Source organism: Gilvibacter sp. CC01 (assembly GCF_055755295.1).
In genome coordinates this window covers 2,248,630-2,267,359 of the sequence record NZ_CM146909.1, presented here as the reverse complement: position 1 = coordinate 2,267,359, position 18,730 = coordinate 2,248,630, and the positions used below count along the sequence as shown (strand labels likewise).

General features: G+C 43.8%; 19 protein-coding genes. 14 read left to right on the top strand and 5 right to left on the bottom strand.

Annotated elements, in window-relative coordinates; translation table 11 throughout:
• The first annotated feature begins 1 nt into the window (after position 1).
• From AC0J2F_RS10680 to AC0J2F_RS10670, 3 genes are read left to right on the top strand one after another with little or no spacing between them, the layout of a single operon-like run.
• Complete coding sequence (locus AC0J2F_RS10680) at positions 2-802, top strand: phosphatidate cytidylyltransferase (RefSeq protein WP_473007634.1); 801 nt, start codon at positions 2-4, stop codon at positions 800-802.
• Positions 792-1,442 carry a phosphatidylserine decarboxylase family protein gene (locus tag AC0J2F_RS10675; protein WP_473007633.1) on the top strand — a complete coding sequence of 217 codons (651 nt, stop codon included), beginning with the start codon at positions 792-794 and terminating at the stop codon, positions 1,440-1,442. Before AC0J2F_RS10680 ends, AC0J2F_RS10675 begins: the two co-directional genes overlap by 11 nt.
• On the top strand, positions 1,439-1,705 hold the full coding sequence (locus tag AC0J2F_RS10670) for an acyl-CoA-binding protein (protein WP_473007632.1): 267 nt from the start codon (positions 1,439-1,441) through the stop codon (positions 1,703-1,705). Before AC0J2F_RS10675 ends, AC0J2F_RS10670 begins: the two co-directional genes overlap by 4 nt.
• Before the next feature lies 1 nt (position 1,706).
• Here the strand turns inward: AC0J2F_RS10670 and AC0J2F_RS10665 are convergent, their stop codons facing one another.
• A complete protein-coding gene (locus AC0J2F_RS10665; RefSeq protein ID WP_473007631.1) occupies positions 1,707-4,334 on the bottom strand; it encodes a valine--tRNA ligase in 2,628 nt (875 codons plus the stop codon).
• Positions 4,335-4,574: 240 nt separating this feature from the next.
• Between AC0J2F_RS10665 and AC0J2F_RS10660 the strand changes: the two genes are divergently transcribed.
• Positions 4,575-4,985, top strand: a complete 411-nt coding sequence (locus AC0J2F_RS10660; RefSeq protein ID WP_473007630.1) for a DUF1573 domain-containing protein — start codon at positions 4,575-4,577, stop codon at positions 4,983-4,985.
• 46 nt (positions 4,986-5,031) lie between these two features.
• Here AC0J2F_RS10660 and AC0J2F_RS10655 read toward each other — a convergent pair whose 3' ends face one another.
• Positions 5,032-5,250 carry a PDZ domain-containing protein gene (locus AC0J2F_RS10655; protein ID WP_473009387.1) on the bottom strand — a complete coding sequence of 73 codons (219 nt, stop codon included), beginning with the start codon at positions 5,248-5,250 and terminating at the stop codon, positions 5,032-5,034.
• Between the two features lie 27 nt (positions 5,251-5,277).
• Positions 5,278-6,363, bottom strand: coding sequence for a retropepsin-like aspartic protease (locus tag AC0J2F_RS10650; protein WP_473007629.1), 1,086 nt, complete (start codon positions 6,361-6,363; stop codon positions 5,278-5,280).
• Positions 6,364-6,458: 95 nt separating this feature from the next.
• Here AC0J2F_RS10650 and AC0J2F_RS10645 point away from each other — a divergent pair, with 95 nt between their 5' ends.
• Positions 6,459-7,649 carry a pyridoxal phosphate-dependent aminotransferase gene (locus AC0J2F_RS10645; RefSeq protein ID WP_473007628.1) on the top strand — a complete coding sequence of 397 codons (1,191 nt, stop codon included), beginning with the start codon at positions 6,459-6,461 and terminating at the stop codon, positions 7,647-7,649.
• 3 nt (positions 7,650-7,652) lie between these two features.
• A complete protein-coding gene (gene murB / locus AC0J2F_RS10640; RefSeq protein WP_473007627.1) occupies positions 7,653-8,660 on the top strand; it encodes a UDP-N-acetylmuramate dehydrogenase in 1,008 nt (335 codons plus the stop codon).
• Here murB and AC0J2F_RS10635 read toward each other — a convergent pair.
• The gene (locus tag AC0J2F_RS10635) at positions 8,638-9,198 is read right to left on the bottom strand and encodes a hypothetical protein (RefSeq protein WP_473007626.1); all 561 of its coding nucleotides are present in this window, start codon (positions 9,196-9,198) and stop codon (positions 8,638-8,640) included. The genes murB and AC0J2F_RS10635 overlap by 23 nt on opposite strands.
• Positions 9,199-9,290: 92 nt before the next feature.
• On the opposite strand from AC0J2F_RS10635, the gene AC0J2F_RS10630 reads away from it, so the two are divergent.
• Genes AC0J2F_RS10630 through AC0J2F_RS10600 form a run of 7 tightly spaced genes read left to right on the top strand, consistent with a single transcriptional unit; the run spans position 9,291 to position 16,578 of the window.
• On the top strand, positions 9,291-9,491 hold the full coding sequence (locus AC0J2F_RS10630) for a membrane or secreted protein (protein WP_087523184.1): 201 nt from the start codon (positions 9,291-9,293) through the stop codon (positions 9,489-9,491).
• 15 nt (positions 9,492-9,506) lie between these two features.
• Positions 9,507-10,592, top strand: coding sequence for a glycosyltransferase (locus tag AC0J2F_RS10625; RefSeq protein WP_473007625.1), 1,086 nt, complete (start codon positions 9,507-9,509; stop codon positions 10,590-10,592).
• Positions 10,583-11,155 carry an RNA polymerase sigma factor gene (locus AC0J2F_RS10620; protein WP_473007624.1) on the top strand — a complete coding sequence of 191 codons (573 nt, stop codon included), beginning with the start codon at positions 10,583-10,585 and terminating at the stop codon, positions 11,153-11,155. Before AC0J2F_RS10625 ends, AC0J2F_RS10620 begins: the two co-directional genes overlap by 10 nt.
• Positions 11,155-12,378 (top strand): Nramp family divalent metal transporter, encoded by a 1,224-nt coding sequence (locus tag AC0J2F_RS10615; protein WP_473007623.1) that lies wholly within the window; start codon positions 11,155-11,157, stop codon positions 12,376-12,378. The genes AC0J2F_RS10620 and AC0J2F_RS10615 overlap by 1 nt, the downstream gene beginning before the upstream one ends.
• A gap of 44 nt (positions 12,379-12,422) precedes the next feature.
• Complete coding sequence (gene lipA, locus AC0J2F_RS10610; RefSeq protein ID WP_473007622.1) at positions 12,423-13,295, top strand: lipoyl synthase; 873 nt, start codon at positions 12,423-12,425, stop codon at positions 13,293-13,295.
• Between the two features lie 10 nt (positions 13,296-13,305).
• Complete coding sequence (gene gap / locus AC0J2F_RS10605; protein ID WP_473007621.1) at positions 13,306-14,301, top strand: type I glyceraldehyde-3-phosphate dehydrogenase; 996 nt, start codon at positions 13,306-13,308, stop codon at positions 14,299-14,301.
• 24 nt (positions 14,302-14,325) lie between these two features.
• Entirely contained in the window at positions 14,326-16,578 is a 2,253-nt protein-coding gene (locus AC0J2F_RS10600) for a hybrid sensor histidine kinase/response regulator (RefSeq protein WP_473007620.1), read from the top strand.
• Here the strand turns inward: AC0J2F_RS10600 and lpxK are convergent.
• Positions 16,575-17,591, bottom strand: coding sequence for a tetraacyldisaccharide 4'-kinase (gene lpxK / locus AC0J2F_RS10595; RefSeq protein WP_473007619.1), 1,017 nt, complete (start codon positions 17,589-17,591; stop codon positions 16,575-16,577). The two genes, AC0J2F_RS10600 and lpxK, sit on opposite strands and share 4 nt — an antisense overlap.
• A gap of 44 nt (positions 17,592-17,635) precedes the next feature.
• Between lpxK and AC0J2F_RS10590 the strand changes: the two genes are divergently transcribed.
• On the top strand, positions 17,636-18,730 hold the full coding sequence (locus tag AC0J2F_RS10590) for a Nif3-like dinuclear metal center hexameric protein (RefSeq protein ID WP_473007618.1): 1,095 nt from the start codon (positions 17,636-17,638) through the stop codon (positions 18,728-18,730).

Sequence of the window (18,730 nt, the reverse complement as noted above, 5' to 3'; positions counted from 1 at the left end):
TATGAAGGACCTTTTGATACGCGCAGTTTCAGGAGCGCTTTACATTTCCCTGCTTTTGGGGTCTCTCTTTTGGTCCAAAATCGCCTTTTTAATTGTCGTTTTTGTCTTTGGAGTTCTTGTAAGCCTAGAATTCTGTAGATTGAGCAAATTTGCTGTCTGGATAGGAATTCCTGTCTTGGGGTTGCTGGCCGGTTTGTTGCATTGGGTCGTTCCGAGTGTAATAGACCCTACGCTAATTGTATCGGCCAATATTTTAGCCAATCTAGCCTTATTGCCCTGGTTGTTTAAGGCCGAGGCAAGGCTCAACGATTGGCAACGCAAGTTCGTCTTTGTGGGGTATCTCTGCTTGGGGATCGCATCGCTATCGCTCTTACCCTTAGACAACGATGTTTTTAACTATAAAGTTGTTATAGCCGTATTGTGTATGCTTTGGGCAAACGACACCTTTGCTTATTTGGTTGGTCGCACCATAGGTAAAACCAAACTTATGGAGCGCGTCTCTCCAAAAAAGACCGTAGAAGGATTTTTAGGCGGAGCTGTAGGTGGTCTTGCGGTAGGTTACGCTGCACATATATTTTACGGCGTGTACGGGCTCACTAACTGGATGATCTTAGCTATTATAGTTGTGATTTTTGGCACTTTAGGAGATTTGGTACAATCTAAAATGAAACGCCAAGCTGGGGTAAAAGACAGTGGCGTGATCATGCCCGGACACGGCGGTATCTACGACCGCATGGATAGTCTTATTTACGCTGCGCCATTTGTGTATATATTCTTAATTTTGAACTGTTATGTTTCATAAGGAAGGAAATACCATAATTCTAGCTACTCTAGTACTCTGCATTGCCTCGGTCTTAACTGTGGATCAATTTGTGACCACACCTTGGTTGCGTTATGCACTTATGGGTGGATTTTTGGTTTTGCTGATTCTGATTTTACAATTCTTCAGAAATCCGAAACGCAATTTTACAGCAAATCCGACAGCTGTTTTCTCTCCGGTAGATGGCAAAGTGGTGGTTATAGAAGAAGTTGAAGAACCCGAATATTTCCAAGGCAAGCGCAGACAAGTTTCTGTGTTTATGTCGCCACTAAACGTGCATGTAACACGCTATCCTGTTGGCGGCGAGGTGGTTTACAGCAAATATCATCCAGGTAAATACTTAGTTGCCTGGCACCCTAAAGCATCCGAAGAGAACGAGCGCACTACAGTTGTGGTAAAAAGCGAAAAGTTCGGGGATGTTCTTTACCGACAGATCGCTGGCGCACTAGCCAAGCGCATAGTCAACTACGCCAAAGAAGGCGAAAGTGCCGATCAAACTGCAGACAGCGGATTCATTAAATTCGGATCCCGGGTAGATGTATTTCTTCCCTTAGACGCCAAAATTGAGGTCAGTCTCAATCAGAAAGTAAAAGGTGGAATCACGGTGCTTGCACGCGCATGAACTCAGAAGAATTAGATAAGGCATTTGAGCAGGCCGTGGCGACCATCAACGACCACGAACAGCCTTTCCCTGCCGATCTGCTGCTTCGTCTATACGCCTATTACAAGGTTGCCACAAAGAACAAAGAATTACCCAGCGGCTCCAAACCCCTTATCACTGCCTTTAAGACCAACGCCTTGTTTCAGATAAAGAACATGACAGCAGACGAGGCCAAAATGAAATACATCGAGGCCGTAAATCACTATTTACTCTATAGAAAATAAATTATTGCAGGGCTGCTAAACTCGCTTTTAGCGTCTCTATCTTGGCCAAAGCGTCCGCCTCTTTCTTGCGCTCAACAGCAACAACTTGCTCCGGAGCATTGTTCACAAAGCGCTCGTTGCTCAGCTTCTTCTGAACACTCTTTAAAAAGCCTTCGGTATAGCCGAGTTCTTCTGTGAGCTTAGCGATCTGTGCTTCTACATCTACAGCTCCACTGATAGGAACAAAGTACTCATTGGCCTTAACTCTAAAGGTCAAAGCGCCGTCTACAGCTTCGCCGTGAGAAATATTGGCAACGTTACCCAGCTTTTGAATAATGGGTTCCATAACACGCCCTTGCTGCTCATTATCTGCAATGACCAGATCTACAGTTTCTTTAAAGGCGATCTGATTGTTCTTTCTAATGGTTCGTATACCAGATACTACCTCCATAGCAAAATCAAAATTGGCTATGAAGTCCACATCAAATTCTTCGTGTTTTGGCCAGCTGGAAACTATTAGCGCTTCGTCTGGAGAACGCTCGGCAATATCTTGCCAAAGTTCCTCGGTCAAAAACGGAGTGAACGGATGCAAAATGCGCAGATTGTCTTCAAAGATCGTAATTGCTTCGCGATAGGTCTGGGCCGAAGCAGCTTCTCCGTATGGTGGTTTGATAGCCTCCAACATAGTAGAACAGAAATCGTCCCATACCAAACGGTAGGTTTCCATTAGTGCTGTAGAGATGCGGTATTGTTTAAACTCACTCTCTACTTTGCGCAACACTTGCTGAAAGCGGTTGCGGTACCATTTTAAGGCCAATGCCTCTGACTCGGTCTGTTTTTTATCTTCGGATACATCCCAACCTTCGATAAGCCTGTAAGCATTCCAGATCTTGTTCACGAATTTGCTTCCTTGCTCGCAAAGCTCCACATCGAACATCAGATCGTTCCCCGCAGGAGAACTTAAAAGCATTCCCACGCGAACGCCATCGGCTCCGTATTTCTCAATGAGTTCTATCGGATCCGGAGAATTCCCCAGCGACTTACTCATCTTTCTGCGCTGCTTGTCGCGTACAATCCCCGTTAGGTAAACATTACTAAATGGCTTAGCATCGCGGTATTCATAACCGGCAATGATCATACGAGCAACCCAAAAGAATAGGATCTCTGGCGCAGTTACCAGATCATTGGTCGGATAGTAATATTCAATTTCTTTATTTTCGGGCTCCAAGATTCCATTGAAAACAGAGATCGGCCACAGCCAACTAGAAAACCAAGTGTCTAGTGCATCTTCATCCTGACGCAGATCTGCAGCGGTCAAAGCAGCATTGCCGCTTTGCTCTTGCGCCAATTTCAAAGCCTCTTCCTGAGTCTTTGCTACTACGAAGTCCTGTTTTCCAGCTCCGTAATAGTAAGCGGGAATTTGGTGCCCCCACCACAACTGACGCGAAATGTTCCAATCGCGAACATTCTCCATCCAGTGTTTGTAGGTATTGATGAACTTGCCAGGAACCAAGGCCACATCTTCTTTAAGCACTGCTTCTAAAGCAGGAGCTGCTAAGTCCTTCATTTTTAAGAACCATTGATCGCTCAGTTTAGGTTCTATCACGGCTCCGGTACGCTCAGAAGTTCCAACTTCATTGGTGTAGTCTTCTGTTTTTACCAAATGGCCAAGTTCTTCTAATTCTTTAGTGATGGCTTTGCGAACGGCAAATCGATCCTGCCCCTGGTAATGCAATCCGAAGGAATTTAAAGTAGCATCGTCATTAAAAATATCAATGAGCTCCAAACCGTGCTTGTCACCTAGAACTTTGTCGTTCTCATCGTGGGCAGGTGTTACCTTTAAACAACCCGTACCGAACTCCATATCTACGTATTCATCCTCAATAATTGGGATTTCACGGTTGCAAATAGGCACTATTGCTTTTTTACCTTTCAAATGGGTAAAACGTTCATCATTCGGATTGATACAGATCGCCGTATCTCCTAAAATGGTCTCCGGACGCGTAGTTGCAATGGTCAAAGTGTCCTCTGAGCCTGCAACCTTATATGAAACATAGTATAGTTTCCCTTGTTTTTCTTGATAGATCACCTCTTCGTCAGATAGGGTGGTCTTGGCCTGCGGATCCCAGTTTACCATGCGGTAACCGCGATAAATCAGCCCTTTGTTATACAGGTCGACAAAAACATGGATCACCGATTCTGACATATCATCATCCATGGTGAACTTGGTGCGCTCCCAATCGCAGGAGGCTCCTAATCGCTTCAATTGTTCCAAAATGATACCGCCATGCTTGTGGGTCCAATCCCAAGCGTGCTTTAGGAATTCGTCGCGCGTTAAGCTGCTTTTTTCTATCCCTTCGGATTTGAGTTTGGCAACTACCTTGGCCTCCGTAGCAATAGAAGCATGGTCGGTTCCAGGAACCCAGCAGGCATTATAACCTTCTAAACGCGCCTTGCGAATAAGCACGTCCTGAATGGTGTTATTGAGCATATGCCCCATGTGTAGGACACCAGTCACGTTCGGTGGTGGAATTACGATAGTATAAGGCTCTTTTTCATTGACTTCGGAATGAAAATAACCCTGCTCCATCCAGTAGTTATACCACTTCTGCTCTACCTCCTTAGCGCTGTATTTTGCTGCTAATGCCATTTTGGTCTGATTTTTGAACTGTATAAGGGAGCAAAAGTAGTTATATACTAAAAGATTTAAAAGCGCTTGGACGTTTTTTGGACAACTGAAAATAATGGCTACTTTAGCAATAGGAAATGAAATGAAACAGACTAGAGGTGTGCATTTGGTCGAAAAAATGTGATTTTAACACAGACTTAGCGCGCTTTTAGCAGAAAAACTAACCCAAAAAGCCTACTTTGGTCATCTAAATTAAAAGACATGAAAAAGATTATTCTTTTAGCTGTAGTAACTTTAATGAGCTATGCTGTGCAAGCCCAAGATAAGGTTGCTAAAATTGAATTCACACAAGAAACCATTGATTACGGTGAAATCAACAAAGGCGCTGATGGCGTTCGCGTATTCGAATTCACCAATACTGGGAACATCCCACTGATCATCTCTGATGTTAAATCTAGCTGCGGATGTACTGTTCCTGAAAAACCAGACGCACCTATCGCTCCTGGAGCAACCGGAACTATCAAAGTAAAATACGATACCAAGCGCGTTGGTCCTATTCGTAAGACCATAACGGTTTACTCAAACGCTGACGAGCCTGTTAAGGCGATCAAGATCAAAGGTACCATCCTAGATCCAGACAGCAAGAAAAGCGTACTGGAAAAGACACGTTAAGAAGCAATGCTCTTATATTCAAAACCCTGCCTATGGCGGGGTTTTTTTATAGCACTCGTTTTAGTTTAAAGGCAATACGCAGATTATAGCCGTTGCGATTCACTTGAAATCGCAGCAGCTTACCTTCTTTTGAATGAAATAGGGCGTTGAGCTCTTGCAAACTAAATCGGTGAATCGGTTCCCCGTTCAAATGGGTCAGTATGTCTCCGGAGCGCATTCCCGCCTCATAGGCAGGCGAACCTTTGCGCACCTCAGCTACCTCAATTTTATGTACGAGTTTAATCGCGTAGAGTTATTGCGTCTCGTACATGATCACCTCGTTCTTCACATTGTTCGGATCATTACCGTATTTGGACTTATTGGTACCGGCAAGTTTCTCCTTTACATACTCATATCCGTTATGCTGTAAGGTCAATCCGCTCATGTTGTAATAGAAAGGCTGATTGAAATAACGGTTCTTCTTTAAGATCAACTCCCGACCCGGATAGTTGATAATGGTTGTAAAACGTTTGAGCAGTTCACCTCCCATAGAACCGTCTCTGGCTTTAAACAGGTTGATATTCCCAAATGCGTTTTTATCGGGAAATGCCGTGTTTACATCCCGAAGGAAATAATCGCCTAATTTTACACCTGGAATCCGCGAGCGATCTCCAAAAATATTGCCGTTTAGGCCAAGACCGAGAAAGTCTCTAAAATGTTTCTTAGGTACTTTGAGCCAAGGTTCTTTATCTTTTAGTAACCACAGTGCATCTCCAGAGCCTGAATCTAACAGCACAGTAACGGTGTCGGTAACTTTACCCACAGTGGCTTCCAATTCCACATAAGGCTTATTGTTGTAAAAACGCAGCGGCGACCTAAAGCATTTTTTACACTGCGAAGCCTGATAAAACTCGGGCTCATAAAAAGTGAGTTGCTCCCGGACATAGTTGGTCTCAACGACAAAATTCTTAAAAAAATCATAGCCGATGATCCCGTGAACAGCCTCCCCAAGTCGCGGTGAGAAATTCAGATCTTCATCAAAAACGATATAGATGCTCTGATTTCTGTTTACAGCATCTCCAATTCTAAAGGTATTGTTGGAAGATTTTATGGCCTCTATGGAGCTGCCGGTGCCCAAGCCTCGCAATTTTACAGGTTGGGTATTGTTGAGTTGAATAGAATCCTTATTCTCTATGCTGAAAAGAATGGTAGCATTGACACCTGTATCTAGTAAAAAGTCCAAAGTGACTCCGTTTAACTCTACGGGAACTATTACCAAATTGCTCAAGAACTGAAATTCGATCTTGTTACTGACAACCCCTTCGGGCAACTCAAAATTTCCTTGGCCCAAGTGTATCCCAGAGGCTAGAAATGAGCAGATAAGCAACAATTTTTTCAAGGAGAACGAATTTCTAGTATAAGTTATAAAACTTAAGCGAATGTTACTTTATCTTTGCTTTTCGAAGTAGAATTTTAACTATTTAACAGTTCGCTATGCCTGCAATTTCTCAGAAGGGGCTTGCCATGCCGGAATCGCCCATTAGAAAGTTGGCTCCGTTCGCAGAAGCTGCTATAAAGCAAGGTAAAACCATCCATCACCTCAACATCGGGCAACCCGATATCAAAACTCCTCAGGTCGCCTTAGACGCCATAAAGAATAATCAGGTAGAGGTATTGGCCTATTCCAGGAGTGAGGGTTCTGATCAGTACAGAGAAAAAATAGCAGCTTATTACGCCAAACACGATATTCATGTAGGTGCAAATGATATCATAGTGACCACGGGCGGAAGCGAGGCTTTACTTTTTGCCATGGGATGCATTGCAGATGCAGGCGACCAGATCATCATTCCAGAGCCTTTTTACGCCAATTACAATGGTTTTGCAACAGCCTCTGGGGTTGAGATCGTTCCGGTGATCTCTAAAATAGAAGATAATTTTGCGCTTCCCCCAATAGAAGACTTTGAACAACTCATTACCGAAAAGACCAAGGCGATCCTGATCTGTAACCCAGGAAACCCAACAGGTTATCTGTACTCCAAGGCCGAGATCCAGAAGTTAGCTGCCTTGGTTAAAAAACACGACCTCTTCTTAGTTGCAGACGAAGTTTACAGAGAATTCACTTATGGCGATGAGCCGCATTACTCTATCTTACAAGAGGCTGGCTTAGAAGAGCACGCCATTATTGTAGATTCTGTCTCTAAACGTTACAGTATGTGCGGGGCACGTATTGGATGTTTGGTCTCTAAAAACAAAGGAGTAATGAAAACGGCCATGAAGTTCGCCCAGGCCCGCTTGAGCCCTCCAACCTTTGCACAGATAGCAAGCGAAGCTGCCTTAGATACGCCAAATTCGTATTTTGAAGAGGTAAAAACAGAATACCGTTCCAGACGAGACATTTTAATTGCAGGATTGCAAGAGATTCCTGGAGTAGTTGTTGGAAAACCCAAGGGAGCTTTTTATTGTATTGCACAACTGCCGGTAAAAGATTCCGATAAATTTGCCCAATGGCTGCTGGAATCTTTTGACTTGAATGGCGAGACAGTAATGGTTGCTCCTGCAGCAGGATTTTATTCATCTGAAGGAGTTGGAAAGAATCAGGTGCGTATCGCCTATGTGTTGAACGAAGATAAACTCAAACGCGCTGTAGCCATTTTAAAAGCGGCTTTGTCCGTTTATAAGGATTAACTATTGCCTATTTCATTAAAAACATACAATACCTTTGGCATTGATGCGCAAGCTGCAGCTTTTATAGAGATAAGCAGTGAAGATCAACTCAAAGACCTCTTAGCGCAAAATGGCCCAAAAGATTATTTTATCCTTGGCGGCGGAAGCAATATGTTGCTCTGCAACGATCTTGACAAAACAGTTCTCTACATCAACAACAAAGGGATCCGAGAAATAGCTCGTAATGACAAGGAGGTGATCTTAGGGTTTCAGGCTGGTGAAAATTGGCACCAAACCGTAATGTATTGTGTAGAGAATGACTTGGGCGGAATTGAAAATTTAGCGCTGATCCCCGGTAAGATAGGCGCTGCTCCTATTCAAAATATTGGAGCCTATGGCGTGGAGCTCAAAGATGTGTTTGTGAGCTGTAGCGCCATGGAGGTCTCCAGCGGAAAAACAAAAGAATTCTCGCTGAAGGACTGCGAGTTTGGCTACCGCGATTCTGTGTTTAAAAACGCCTTAAAAGGGAAATATATCATTACTGAGGTTTGTTTAAAACTCAGTCTTAAAGATCACAAGCTCTCCACTTCTTATGGAGCCATAGCTGCGGAACTGGAGCGTCTAGAAGAGCGGCCAAGTCTAAAGAGCATCGCCCAGGCGGTCATCAATATCAGAAGTAGCAAATTGCCCGATCCGGAAAAAATTGGCAATAGCGGAAGTTTCTTTAAGAATCCTCTGATCTCTAGAACAGCTTTCGACAGTTTTCACGCTGCATATCCTGACGCCCCTTTTTACGAAGTAGACTCAACAGCAGTTAAAGTTCCGGCGGGATGGCTTATAGAACAAGCTGGGTTTAAAGGAAAGCGTTTCGGCGATGCCGGCGTACATGACAAGCAAGCCTTGGTCTTGGTCAATCACGGGACGGCTACAGGACAAGAGATCTGGAATTTAGCCCAACGTATTCAAAAAGAAGTGTTGGCTAAGTTCAATATCGCTTTACAGGCAGAGGTTAATTTGATAGGCTGTCTATAGGTTTTAGAATATGCAGTAGTCCGTTTAAGGCTCGTATGTCGGTTTGCCACAATAAATACAACTGGCCCGATTGTTCCCTGACTAGCAGACTATCGGTTGCACGAGTAAAGATCCACTGTTTTCCGCTTACACTTTTTACACCCAACTGGGGACGAAAGCCATTGATCTCTTTCATAAGTTGTGGCGTACCTAAAGCTTGTTTGAGCAAATAATCGTTCCATTCCAGAGGTGGACAATTCTCGCAAGAATCCAATGCTCCTTTTGGAATTACCAAGGTATGTTGCGAATTTGAATATTTCAACTGCTCAATAAATGCTTTATAATTGGTTGATTCGGCCTTACCCTTATCAACGCGCTCTGCAAGGCGCAAGTGAAGCCCGTCATGCACAGCAAGCTTTTCAGCTATTGCAGGTGAACTCAGCGTATCTTGCAACTCTGCCACTTCTGCAGCAGCCGGCGCAGGCTTCACCTCTTGTTTACAAGCTGCAAACAGTGAGCACAACAGCAAGAGTATTCCGTAATTTTTTGCAGTCCACATCGACTTAAAGATATCAAAAGATTGTATTTTTGCACTGTAAATCAGGTCGCAATTAAAACGTGCATCTTATTTAACACCAAAAAGCTGTAAGAATGAAATTACTTTTACTCACTTTAGGACTTTTGTTAGTTGCCTTTGCGGGGATAGCCATTAAGATCTGGGCCAAGAAAGACGGCGAATTTGCCGGAACCTGTGCCAGTCAAAACCCGATGCTGAACAAAGAAGGCGAGGCCTGTGGTTTCTGCGGCAAAATGCCGAGCGAATTTGGCAACTGTAACGAAGCTTCCAAGTAATTTATATTGACGCCATTGGCCTACATAGCACTGGGCGTTCTGGCTATTAATCTGCTTTACTATTTTCTTTTTATCTACTTCGGATTTGGTAAAAGTCCAAAACCACAAACCCAAAAAGTATATCCGGTAAGTTTATTGGTTTGCGCCAAGAACGAGGCGGAAAATCTAGAGAAGCACATTCCCATTTGGTTAGAACAAGACCATCCGGACTTTGAATTGGTGCTCATAGACGATGCTTCTACCGACGAGACCGCAGCGGTGATCGATCGTTTTGCAGACCGAGACCCTAGGATCTCTCCGGTTTATGTGAAGGCCAACGAACGCTTTCACAATTCTAAAAAGTACGCCCTGACTTTAGGGATCAAAAAAGCCAAACACACCAGACTGATCTTTACAGATGCAGACTGCATCCCGGCTTCTAATACCTGGCTGAGTGAACTCAGCAAATACTTCAGCTCAGAGAAACATTTGGTCTTGGGTTACGGAAAACATCAGAAAAGGGCTGGCCTGCTCAATGCCATGATCCGCTATGAAACCTTTATTACAGCCTTGCAATACCTCGCATACGCCCACGCTGGCAAAGCCTATATGGGCGTGGGTCGAAATTTGGGCTACACCAAGATCTTATTCGAAAAACACAAAGGCTTTGCCTCTCACATACAACTGCAGTCTGGAGACGACGATCTTTTTGTAAATGAGGCTACCACTAGCGAAAACACCACTTATTGCATCAATCCGCAGTGCTACACCCTATCGGAACCCAAAAGGAGTTTTGGCGATTGGTTCAGGCAAAAACGCAGACATATAAGTACGGCAAACCACTATCGCAGCTTTTTTAAGGCGAGTTTAGGACTCTACTACCTTGCGAATTTGGCTTTTTGGCTTGTACTGGTTCTGCTCGCGCTTACCCAATGGAAACTCGCACTACTACTCTTTGGTCTGCGCAGCCTATTGCAGTGGATATCGTATTGGGGAGCTGCAAAGAAACTAAAGGCCGGAGCGTTGATAGCTGCTGCACCTGTCTTAGAATTATTTCTCATCTTTACGCAATTGAGTATATTTATAACCAATCTGGTAAGCCCAAAACCCACTTGGAAATAAACGATCAAAAGATTGCCGAAGCCATAGAAAAAGCACTTAAAGGAGACCAAATTGCCTTTAACACCTTGCTAAACACTTATTGGAACCAGGTTTATGGCTTTCAACTCAACCGCCTTAAAGACGAATACGAGGCAGAAGAGAATACCATACAGACCTTTTCTAAGGCCTTTGACAAATTAACTACTTACGACTCTAAATACGCTTTTAGCACTTGGCTTATCACAATTTCTAAGAACCTTCAGATTGACAAGTCCAGAAAAAAGAATAGCCAGCCAGAGATAGACCGCAGAAACCTAGCCAGCGAACAACTTAAAAAAATACCAGATAGTGCGCCAACGGCAGAAGACAAACTGATCACGGAACAAAATCTTGCAGAATTGTTGCTTATGATCAAACAGCTCAAACCGCATTATCAGGAGGTGATCAATCTGCGCTATTTCCAAGAGAAATCCTATAATGAGATCGCAGCGCTAATGGACGAATCTCTGAGTAATGTAAAGGTTAAACTCCTGCGAGCCAAAAACCTCTTGGCTGCACTTATCAAATCCAAAAGAGAAGGCTAATGCAATGGGCAAAAGCCATACGCAAATTTGGCCCAGGCTTCCTGTTTGCAGGAGCCGCCATTGGGGTTTCCCATTTGGTACAATCTACAAGAGCTGGAGCCGATTTTGGCCTCGGTCTTTTATGGGCACTACTGCTTATCAACATAGCCAAATACCCATTCTTTGAGTTTGGCCCTCGCTATGCCATGGCAACAGGAGAAAGTCTTTTAGAAGGTTACAAAAAATTGGGCCGACCGGCATTGGTGGCGTACTTTATAATTACCCTTGCCACTATGTTCACCATACAGACTGCCGTTACCATTGTGACTTCAGGAATTGCCAGCAGTTTGTTCGGAGGTCAAGACACTGCGCTTTGGAGCGCCATTATTACAGGTGTCTGTTTTCTGATCTTGATCTTAGGCCGTTACAGATTTTTGGATACCCTAATGAAGATCATCATAGTTTGTCTTACCATAAGTACTCTAATTGCTGTTGCACTTGCATTTAAGAATACTGCGGATGTCAGTTGGGCGCAACAAATGCCAGACACTGCTGTAGGCATAGGTTTCTTGATCGCCTTTATGGGATGGATGCCTGCCCCACTCGACATATCGATCTGGCATTCCATGTGGACCTTAGAGAAGAAAAAGATCACTGCTGGTATTTCTGCGGAGCAATCCCGGTTCGATTTCAACGTGGGATACATCGCCACCATTATCTTGGCAATTTGTTTCTTACTGCTTGGCGGCTTGGTCATGTATGGCAGTGGAGCGCAATTCTCTTCCAGTGGCGGAGCCTTTGCGAATCAATTGATAGAAATGTACACCGTAAACTTAGGAGAAGGAACACGCTATATCATTGGAATTGCCGCCCTAACCACTATGTTCAGCACTACCCTAACAACTTTGGACGCATCGCCCAGAGCTATGGCCCAGACCACAGAACTGCTACGTGAACGCGAAATGCCCAAGGCCTATCTCATTTGGTTGATCATCTTAGTAGTTGGTACTACAACCATCTTTGTTTTGCTCACCACAGTCGAAGGTCTTATGGGAGTCTTAATCCAAGTAGCTACAATCCTCTCCTTTTTAACGGCTCCATTTTATGCCGGACTCAATATGCGTCTGGTGACCAGCAAGCATATGCCAGAAGAACATAAACCGTCTAAACCCTTATACCTACTAGCCTGGATAGGAATGATCACCCTTATCGGTTTTAGCATTTGGTATCTTTTCACGATTTAGTCTTTTAAATGCAATCTTCGTAACTTTGTACTGTAAAATTGGTTATGGAAATTCAAGAAGCAACACCAACAAGAACAACAGCCAAACCCAAGTGGTTGCGGGTAAAGCTTCCTACAGGGAAGAAATACACCGAATTGCGAGGCTTGGTAGAAAAATACGACCTACATACTATATGTACCTCTGGTAGCTGTCCGAATATGGGCGAATGCTGGACAGAAGGAACAGCCACATTTATGATCTTGGGTAATATTTGTACCCGCTCTTGTGGTTTCTGCGGAGTTAAGACAGGCCGGCCAGAAACTGTGGCTTGGGACGAACCTGAAAAGGTAGCGCGTTCCATAAAGCTGATGAATATAAAACACGCTGTAATTACTTCTGTAGACCGCGATGACCTTAAAGACATGGGGTCCATCATTTGGGCAGAGACCGTGAAGGCCATCCGCAGAATGAACCCAGAAACCACCCTGGAAACACTTATTCCGGACTTTCAAGGAATCACCAGACATATCGATCGTATAGTAGCTGTAAAACCAGAGGTTGTTTCCCACAACATGGAAACCGTAAAACGTTTAACGCGTGAGGTGAGAATCCAAGCCAAATACGAGCGCAGTTTAGAAGTATTGCGCTACTTGAAGCAAGAAGGCATTGCCAGAACCAAAAGCGGGATCATGCTTGGTCTGGGAGAAACCGAAGCAGAGGTACTTCAAACCATGGAAGACTTGCGCGGGGTTGGCTTAGACATTGTGACAATTGGTCAATACCTACAGCCTTCTAAAAAACATCTTCCTGTAAAAGAGTTCATTACTCCTGAACAGTTCAAAAAGTACGAGGAAATTGGTTTAGAAATGGGCTTTAGACACGTAGAAAGTGGCGCCTTGGTTCGCTCTTCTTACAAAGCTCAGAAACACCTTACTTAAGCTTTAAGTTATGGCGAAGATCAAGGTTGCCATTAATGGATTTGGCCGTATAGGTCGTACGTTCTTTAAGACTGTACACCAACATGACGATATAGAAGTGGTGGCCATAAACGATCTTGCAGATTCTAAAACCTTAGCACACCTTTTAAAGTACGACAGCATTCACGGTGTTTTCCAGGAATCGATAAGCGCAACTCCCGATCATATCTTAGTTGGTGAGCGAGCAATTCCACTGTCTAATGCTAAGACTCCAGAAGCCTGCAATTGGCAAGACGTAGATGTGGTTTTGGAAGCTACTGGAAAGTTTAAGGACCGCAGTTTACTTGAAGGGCATCTCAGCGCAGGAGCTAAAAAGGTTATTTTAAGTGTCCCTCCGAACGAAGATGATATCCCTATGGTGATCCTCGGGGTTAATCAGCAGCAATTGGACGCAGACGAAAAAATAATATCCAACGCCTCTTGTACTACCAATAACGCCGCACCTATGGTGCAGATCATAGATCAACTCTGCGGAGTAGAACAAGCCTATATCACCACGGTGCATTCTTATACATCAGATCAGAGTCTACACGACCAGCCACATCGTGACCTGCGACGAGCCCGTGCAGCAGGATTATCTATAGTTCCTACCACAACTGGAGCTGCTAAGGCCTTGACCAAGGTATTTCCAGATCTTGCCGATGTTATTGGTGGATGCGGAATCCGGGTACCAGTGCCAAACGGCTCTATGACAGACATTACGTTCAATGTAAAACGCGAAGTGAGCATTGAAGAGGTCAATACAGCTTTTAAAAAAGCCGCTGCCGGTAAATTAAAGGGTATTTTGGATTATACCGAAGACCCTATTGTTTCTATTGATATTGTAGGCAATAAGCATTCCTGTGTCTTCGATTCTGGGATGACTTCTGTAATAGGGCGTATGGTTAAGATCATCGGTTGGTACGATAACGAAAGTGGATATTCTCAACGTTTAGCGGACTTAATCGGTTTGATTTGTAAGAAATAACTATATTTAAGCCGAATTTTGTCCATGAACAGCCAATTAATCCGATATATAACGGCTTTGTTCCTCCTTATTGTATGCTCTTCCCCCGCCCAAGAGCAGGACACTCCTATGGCCTCAAGGCAAGATAGTATTAACGAGATAATTCGCCTGCAAAACCAAGCCAGAGCTGCTATTATACGCCAAGACCTAGGCTCGGTTCTTACAGACCTGAATACGGCCCACAATATGGCAGAGGCTGTAAAAGATGTAGAACTCGAAGCATCTTGTGACAATGAATTAGCAAAATTCTATTACAGCGTAAGACAATTCGATAAAGCCTCAGAACGCGTATCCGCAGTAATTGAACTCTTAAAGGACAAAGAAAGCTCGGCAGAAATAGCCGAGGCCTATCTGGTTCAGGCGCAGATCTTTATGAAAGATGGCGATTACGCGCAGGCCACAAACAGTCTAGACAAAGCCTTTACCATATATGAAAGTCGCGAAGACGAAAGCGCTATGGCGCGGATACAGCTCAACAAAGGACTTTTAGCCTTAGAGCGAAAGAACCCTACATCTGCAGTAAACTATTTAGAAGCCTCTTTAACAACTTTTCAAGAACTCGATTTAGACTATTATACTGCACAAGCCCAGCTTAATAAAGCGAAGGCCTTACTGGAACTATCAGATAGTCCTAACAGTACATCGGCGGCACAGGCCGAAGTTGCACTACAAGCAGCCGTTGCCATAAGTCGTGAAAACAATTACGCTCAGATCCTAACGGACAGTTATTTGGTAAATAGCCAAATGCAAGTTGAAAAAGGAAATTTTGAAGCAGCTTACGGTCTCTTACAAACCTATCACGAGCGAAGAGATACGCAAAGCGATATAAGTAGTGAATTACTCGCTACAGACAAGCAATACCGCTTGGACAAAGGCGAATACGACGAGATCATTGCCGAATTGGAAGCGAATCTGGAACGTAAGGACAGTTCCATTAAGATGAACAATTTCACCTCTACCTTGAGTATTGCACTGATCACCATTCTTTCGCTGCTCACCCTTTCTTTGTACAAGAACAATAATCTACACGCCAAGGCTAACGATCTGCTCCAAGAGAAGAACAGCGAATTGCAATTAGCCAAAGAAAAAGCCGAGAAGGCTTCGCTGGCCAAAGCGCAGTTCTTGTCTACCATTACCCACGAGCTTAGAACACCGCTCTATGCTGTAACTGGTCTCACTCACCTGCTTTTGGAGGAGAATCCGATGGAGCATCAAAAGGAGCATTTGAACTCTTTGAAAATTTCCGGAGATTATTTGCTTTCGCTGATTAACAACATTCTAGATCTGAACAAATTAGAAGCCAACAAGGTGGAAATAGAACGAACCACATTCAACCTTAACAAGCGTGTGAATGATGTGTTAGTCGCCTTGAAAAAATCCGTAGAAGACAAGAACAACAAATTACTGCTCGAGTTTGATGAAAGCATCCCTTCAAAACTACTAGGAGATCCACTTAAGATCTCACAGATCTTGATAAACCTTATCGGAAACTCGGTCAAGTTTACAGAAAATGGGCAGGTGGTGCTACGGGTTCAAAAGCTCAGCGAAACGGAAAACCACGTAAACCTGCACTTTGAGGTGGAAGATAATGGTGTGGGTATTTCTAAGAAGAAACAGAAGAGCATTTTTGAAACCTTCTCGCAAGGATCATTGCAGATCAATCGCAAATTCGGTGGTACGGGACTTGGACTTTCCATTGTGAAGAACCTACTCCAACTAATGAATTCCAAGATCCAATTGGAAAGTCAATTGGGCAAAGGATCGAAGTTCCATTTCGATATAAGATTTGCTATATCCGATCAGTTCAAAGAAGATAAGAATCCGCATAACATCATCTATGATATTGACTATGTGGCTTTAGAGAATCTTACTGTCTTGGTGGTAGAAGACAACAAGATCAACCAGATGATCACTAAAAAGATCTTGGAGAAAAACAAGATGAAGTGCGATGTGGCAGATAACGGAGAAACAGCCATTGAAATGGTAACCAAGAACAATTATCACATAGTACTTATGGACATTCACATGCCGGGTATCAGTGGTATTGAGGCTACCCAGCGTATCCGTGAATTCAACAAGGAACTACCAATTATTGCCTTGACCGCCGTTACCATAGACGAGAATTTGGACGAATTCTATAGAGCCGGGTTCAACGAGATCATTCCAAAGCCATTTAAAACGGAGGAGTTCTTTGAGAAGATTCACCGTACACTGTTTATGAACAAAACGCCGGTTTAAACGATCTTGTTCCAATATTCGTGAACAAAATCCAAGATCTCAGATTCAAAATACCCCTCTTTTTCTATGAACTCTGTTTGTATAGGTAAGTAATACAAGGCTTTCTTGTCGATCTTATCGCGCAAGCGCATATAATCCTTTTCTGTAGTGATCACTAATTCCTTTCGCGCTATCAGCTCCAGTTGCCCTTTAGTGAACCCGTGATGATCTGGATATCGCTGTAGTTCAAAGCGGCAGCCTTGCTGGGTTAGGTAGGTGATCAATGGCTCCGGATTGGCAATTCCCGTCACCAGGGTAAAAGCTTTGTCCTTTAAATAAGCTAGAGGCTCTGAACCTTGATTGTTCTTTATTAGATCTGCATAGGCGATCCGAGTTTTGTAAATGGGTTTGCCGGCGTATTCTCGCAGCCTGAATTCCAATTCCTGAACTGCTGCGTAGGCCGCATTGCCGGGAATTTTTGTGATCACAATAGCATCTGCCCTTTTTGCTCCGGATCTTGATTCTCTCAGGTCTCCGGCTGGTAGGAGCATATCATCTAAAAACGGTTTTTCAAAGGTGGTCAATAAGATATTATAGCCCGCCTTCACCTTACGATGTTGGAAAGCATCGTCCAATAAGATAACCTCTGCTTTAGGTTTGAGCTTGCTGATTCCCTCACGACGATCTGCACAAACAGCGACAGTTATGTTTGGATATTTGGTTTTGAACTGCAAAGGTTCATCGCCAACTTCGCTGGCAGTATGTGTAGGCTCCACATAAAGAAAACCCTGGGTAGAACGTTTGTAGCCTCGGCTTAGCACTGCAACCTTAAAGTCATCTTTCAAGAGGCGGATGAGGTATTCTATCATAGGTGATTTCCCAGTTCCTCCTACAGTGAGGTTACCCACACAGATCACCGGGAGCTCATAGGCTTCGGATTTTAGCAGCTCTTTGTTGTACATCAGGTTACGAAGGTCAGTAACCCCTTGGTAAAGCAAGGAGAAGGGAGCGAGCATTTTGCGTAAACTGGCCATAACACGAAAGTATACTTTTTTATCTTTACGGTAAAATACACCTTATGCAAATAAAAGAGGTTATCGCCCTTTTGGAACAATGGGCTCCACGCAGCTATGCGGAAGACTTTGACAATACCGGACTCTTGGTCGGGAATAACACGTCCACAGTCAGGGGAATATTGGTGAGTTTGGACTGTTTAGAAGCTGTGGTTGACGAGGCCGTAGATAAAGGTTGCAATCTTATAGTGAGCTTCCATCCTATCATATTTAAAGGCTTAAAAAAGCTCACTGGAGCCGATTATGTACAGCGAGCGGTGCTCAAGGCAATTAAGAACGACATTGCCATCTACGCCATTCACACGGCCTTGGACAATAATTGGGAAGGTGTGAATCATCAGATATTGGAAACCCTAGGGGCACAAAAATCCTCGGTACTTATCCCAAAAGCAGGGACTTTAAAGAAACTGATAACTTATGTGCCCCAAAAAGAGAGCAAGGACCTACTCGATGCCTTATTTGCAGCCGGCGCCGGAGCCATTGGACAATATAGTGAGTGCGCCTTTACCTTAGAAGGAGAAGGTAGTTTTAAACCCGGAGAGGCTGCAAATCCGGCTTTGGGAAGCAAAGGGCAACGCCATTACGAAAAAGAAACCCGCATCGAGGTGCTTGTACCCCAGCATTGCGAATCTCGTGTTGTATCAACCTTGTTAAAGAACCACAGTTACGAAGAAGTTGCCTACAATCTGATCCCTATTAGTAATACAGACAAACAGTTGGGTATGGGAATGATAGGCTCCTTTGAAAATCCGCTGTCTGAAGCAGCATTCTTAGCCTTGTTAAAAGAGCGCATGCATTGCGGGGGAATTCGACACAGCAAATTACTGGGCAAACCAATTGAGAAGATAGCCGTTCTTGGAGGCAGTGGCGCTTTTGGCATAAGCGCTGCGAAAGCGGCAGGCGTAGATGCCTATGTTAGTGCAGACTTTAAATATCACGACTTCTTTAGCGCAGAAGAGCAGCTGCTTTTGGTAGACATTGGACACTACGAAAGCGAACAGTACACAAAAAATTTAATTGTACAATATCTTAGCAAAAAAATTACTAATTTTGCAGTTCTTTTATCGGAGATTAATACCAATCCAATTTTTTATCTGTAA

Bases quoted from the DNA above. Each gene is read 5' to 3' on its own strand.
- AC0J2F_RS10680 (WP_473007634.1), top strand. From the start codon at position 2: ATGAAGGACCTTTTGATACGCGCAGTTTCAGGAGCGCTTTACATTTCC.
- AC0J2F_RS10675 (WP_473007633.1), top strand. From the start codon at position 792: ATGTTTCATAAGGAAGGAAATACCATAATTCTAGCTACTCTAGTACTC.
- AC0J2F_RS10670 (WP_473007632.1), top strand. From the start codon at position 1,439: ATGAACTCAGAAGAATTAGATAAGGCATTTGAGCAGGCCGTGGCGACC.
- AC0J2F_RS10665 (WP_473007631.1), bottom strand. From the start codon at position 4,334: ATGGCATTAGCAGCAAAATACAGCGCTAAGGAGGTAGAGCAGAAGTGG.
- AC0J2F_RS10660 (WP_473007630.1), top strand. From the start codon at position 4,575: ATGAAAAAGATTATTCTTTTAGCTGTAGTAACTTTAATGAGCTATGCT.
- AC0J2F_RS10645 (WP_473007628.1), top strand. From the start codon at position 6,459: ATGCCTGCAATTTCTCAGAAGGGGCTTGCCATGCCGGAATCGCCCATT.
- AC0J2F_RS10635 (WP_473007626.1), bottom strand. From the start codon at position 9,198: ATGTGGACTGCAAAAAATTACGGAATACTCTTGCTGTTGTGCTCACTG.
- AC0J2F_RS10630 (WP_087523184.1), top strand. From the start codon at position 9,291: ATGAAATTACTTTTACTCACTTTAGGACTTTTGTTAGTTGCCTTTGCG.
- AC0J2F_RS10615 (WP_473007623.1), top strand. From the start codon at position 11,155: ATGCAATGGGCAAAAGCCATACGCAAATTTGGCCCAGGCTTCCTGTTT.
- lipA (WP_473007622.1), top strand. From the start codon at position 12,423: ATGGAAATTCAAGAAGCAACACCAACAAGAACAACAGCCAAACCCAAG.
- gap (WP_473007621.1), top strand. From the start codon at position 13,306: ATGGCGAAGATCAAGGTTGCCATTAATGGATTTGGCCGTATAGGTCGT.
- AC0J2F_RS10600 (WP_473007620.1), top strand. From the start codon at position 14,326: ATGAACAGCCAATTAATCCGATATATAACGGCTTTGTTCCTCCTTATT.
- lpxK (WP_473007619.1), bottom strand. From the start codon at position 17,591: ATGGCCAGTTTACGCAAAATGCTCGCTCCCTTCTCCTTGCTTTACCAA.
- AC0J2F_RS10590 (WP_473007618.1), top strand. From the start codon at position 17,636: ATGCAAATAAAAGAGGTTATCGCCCTTTTGGAACAATGGGCTCCACGC.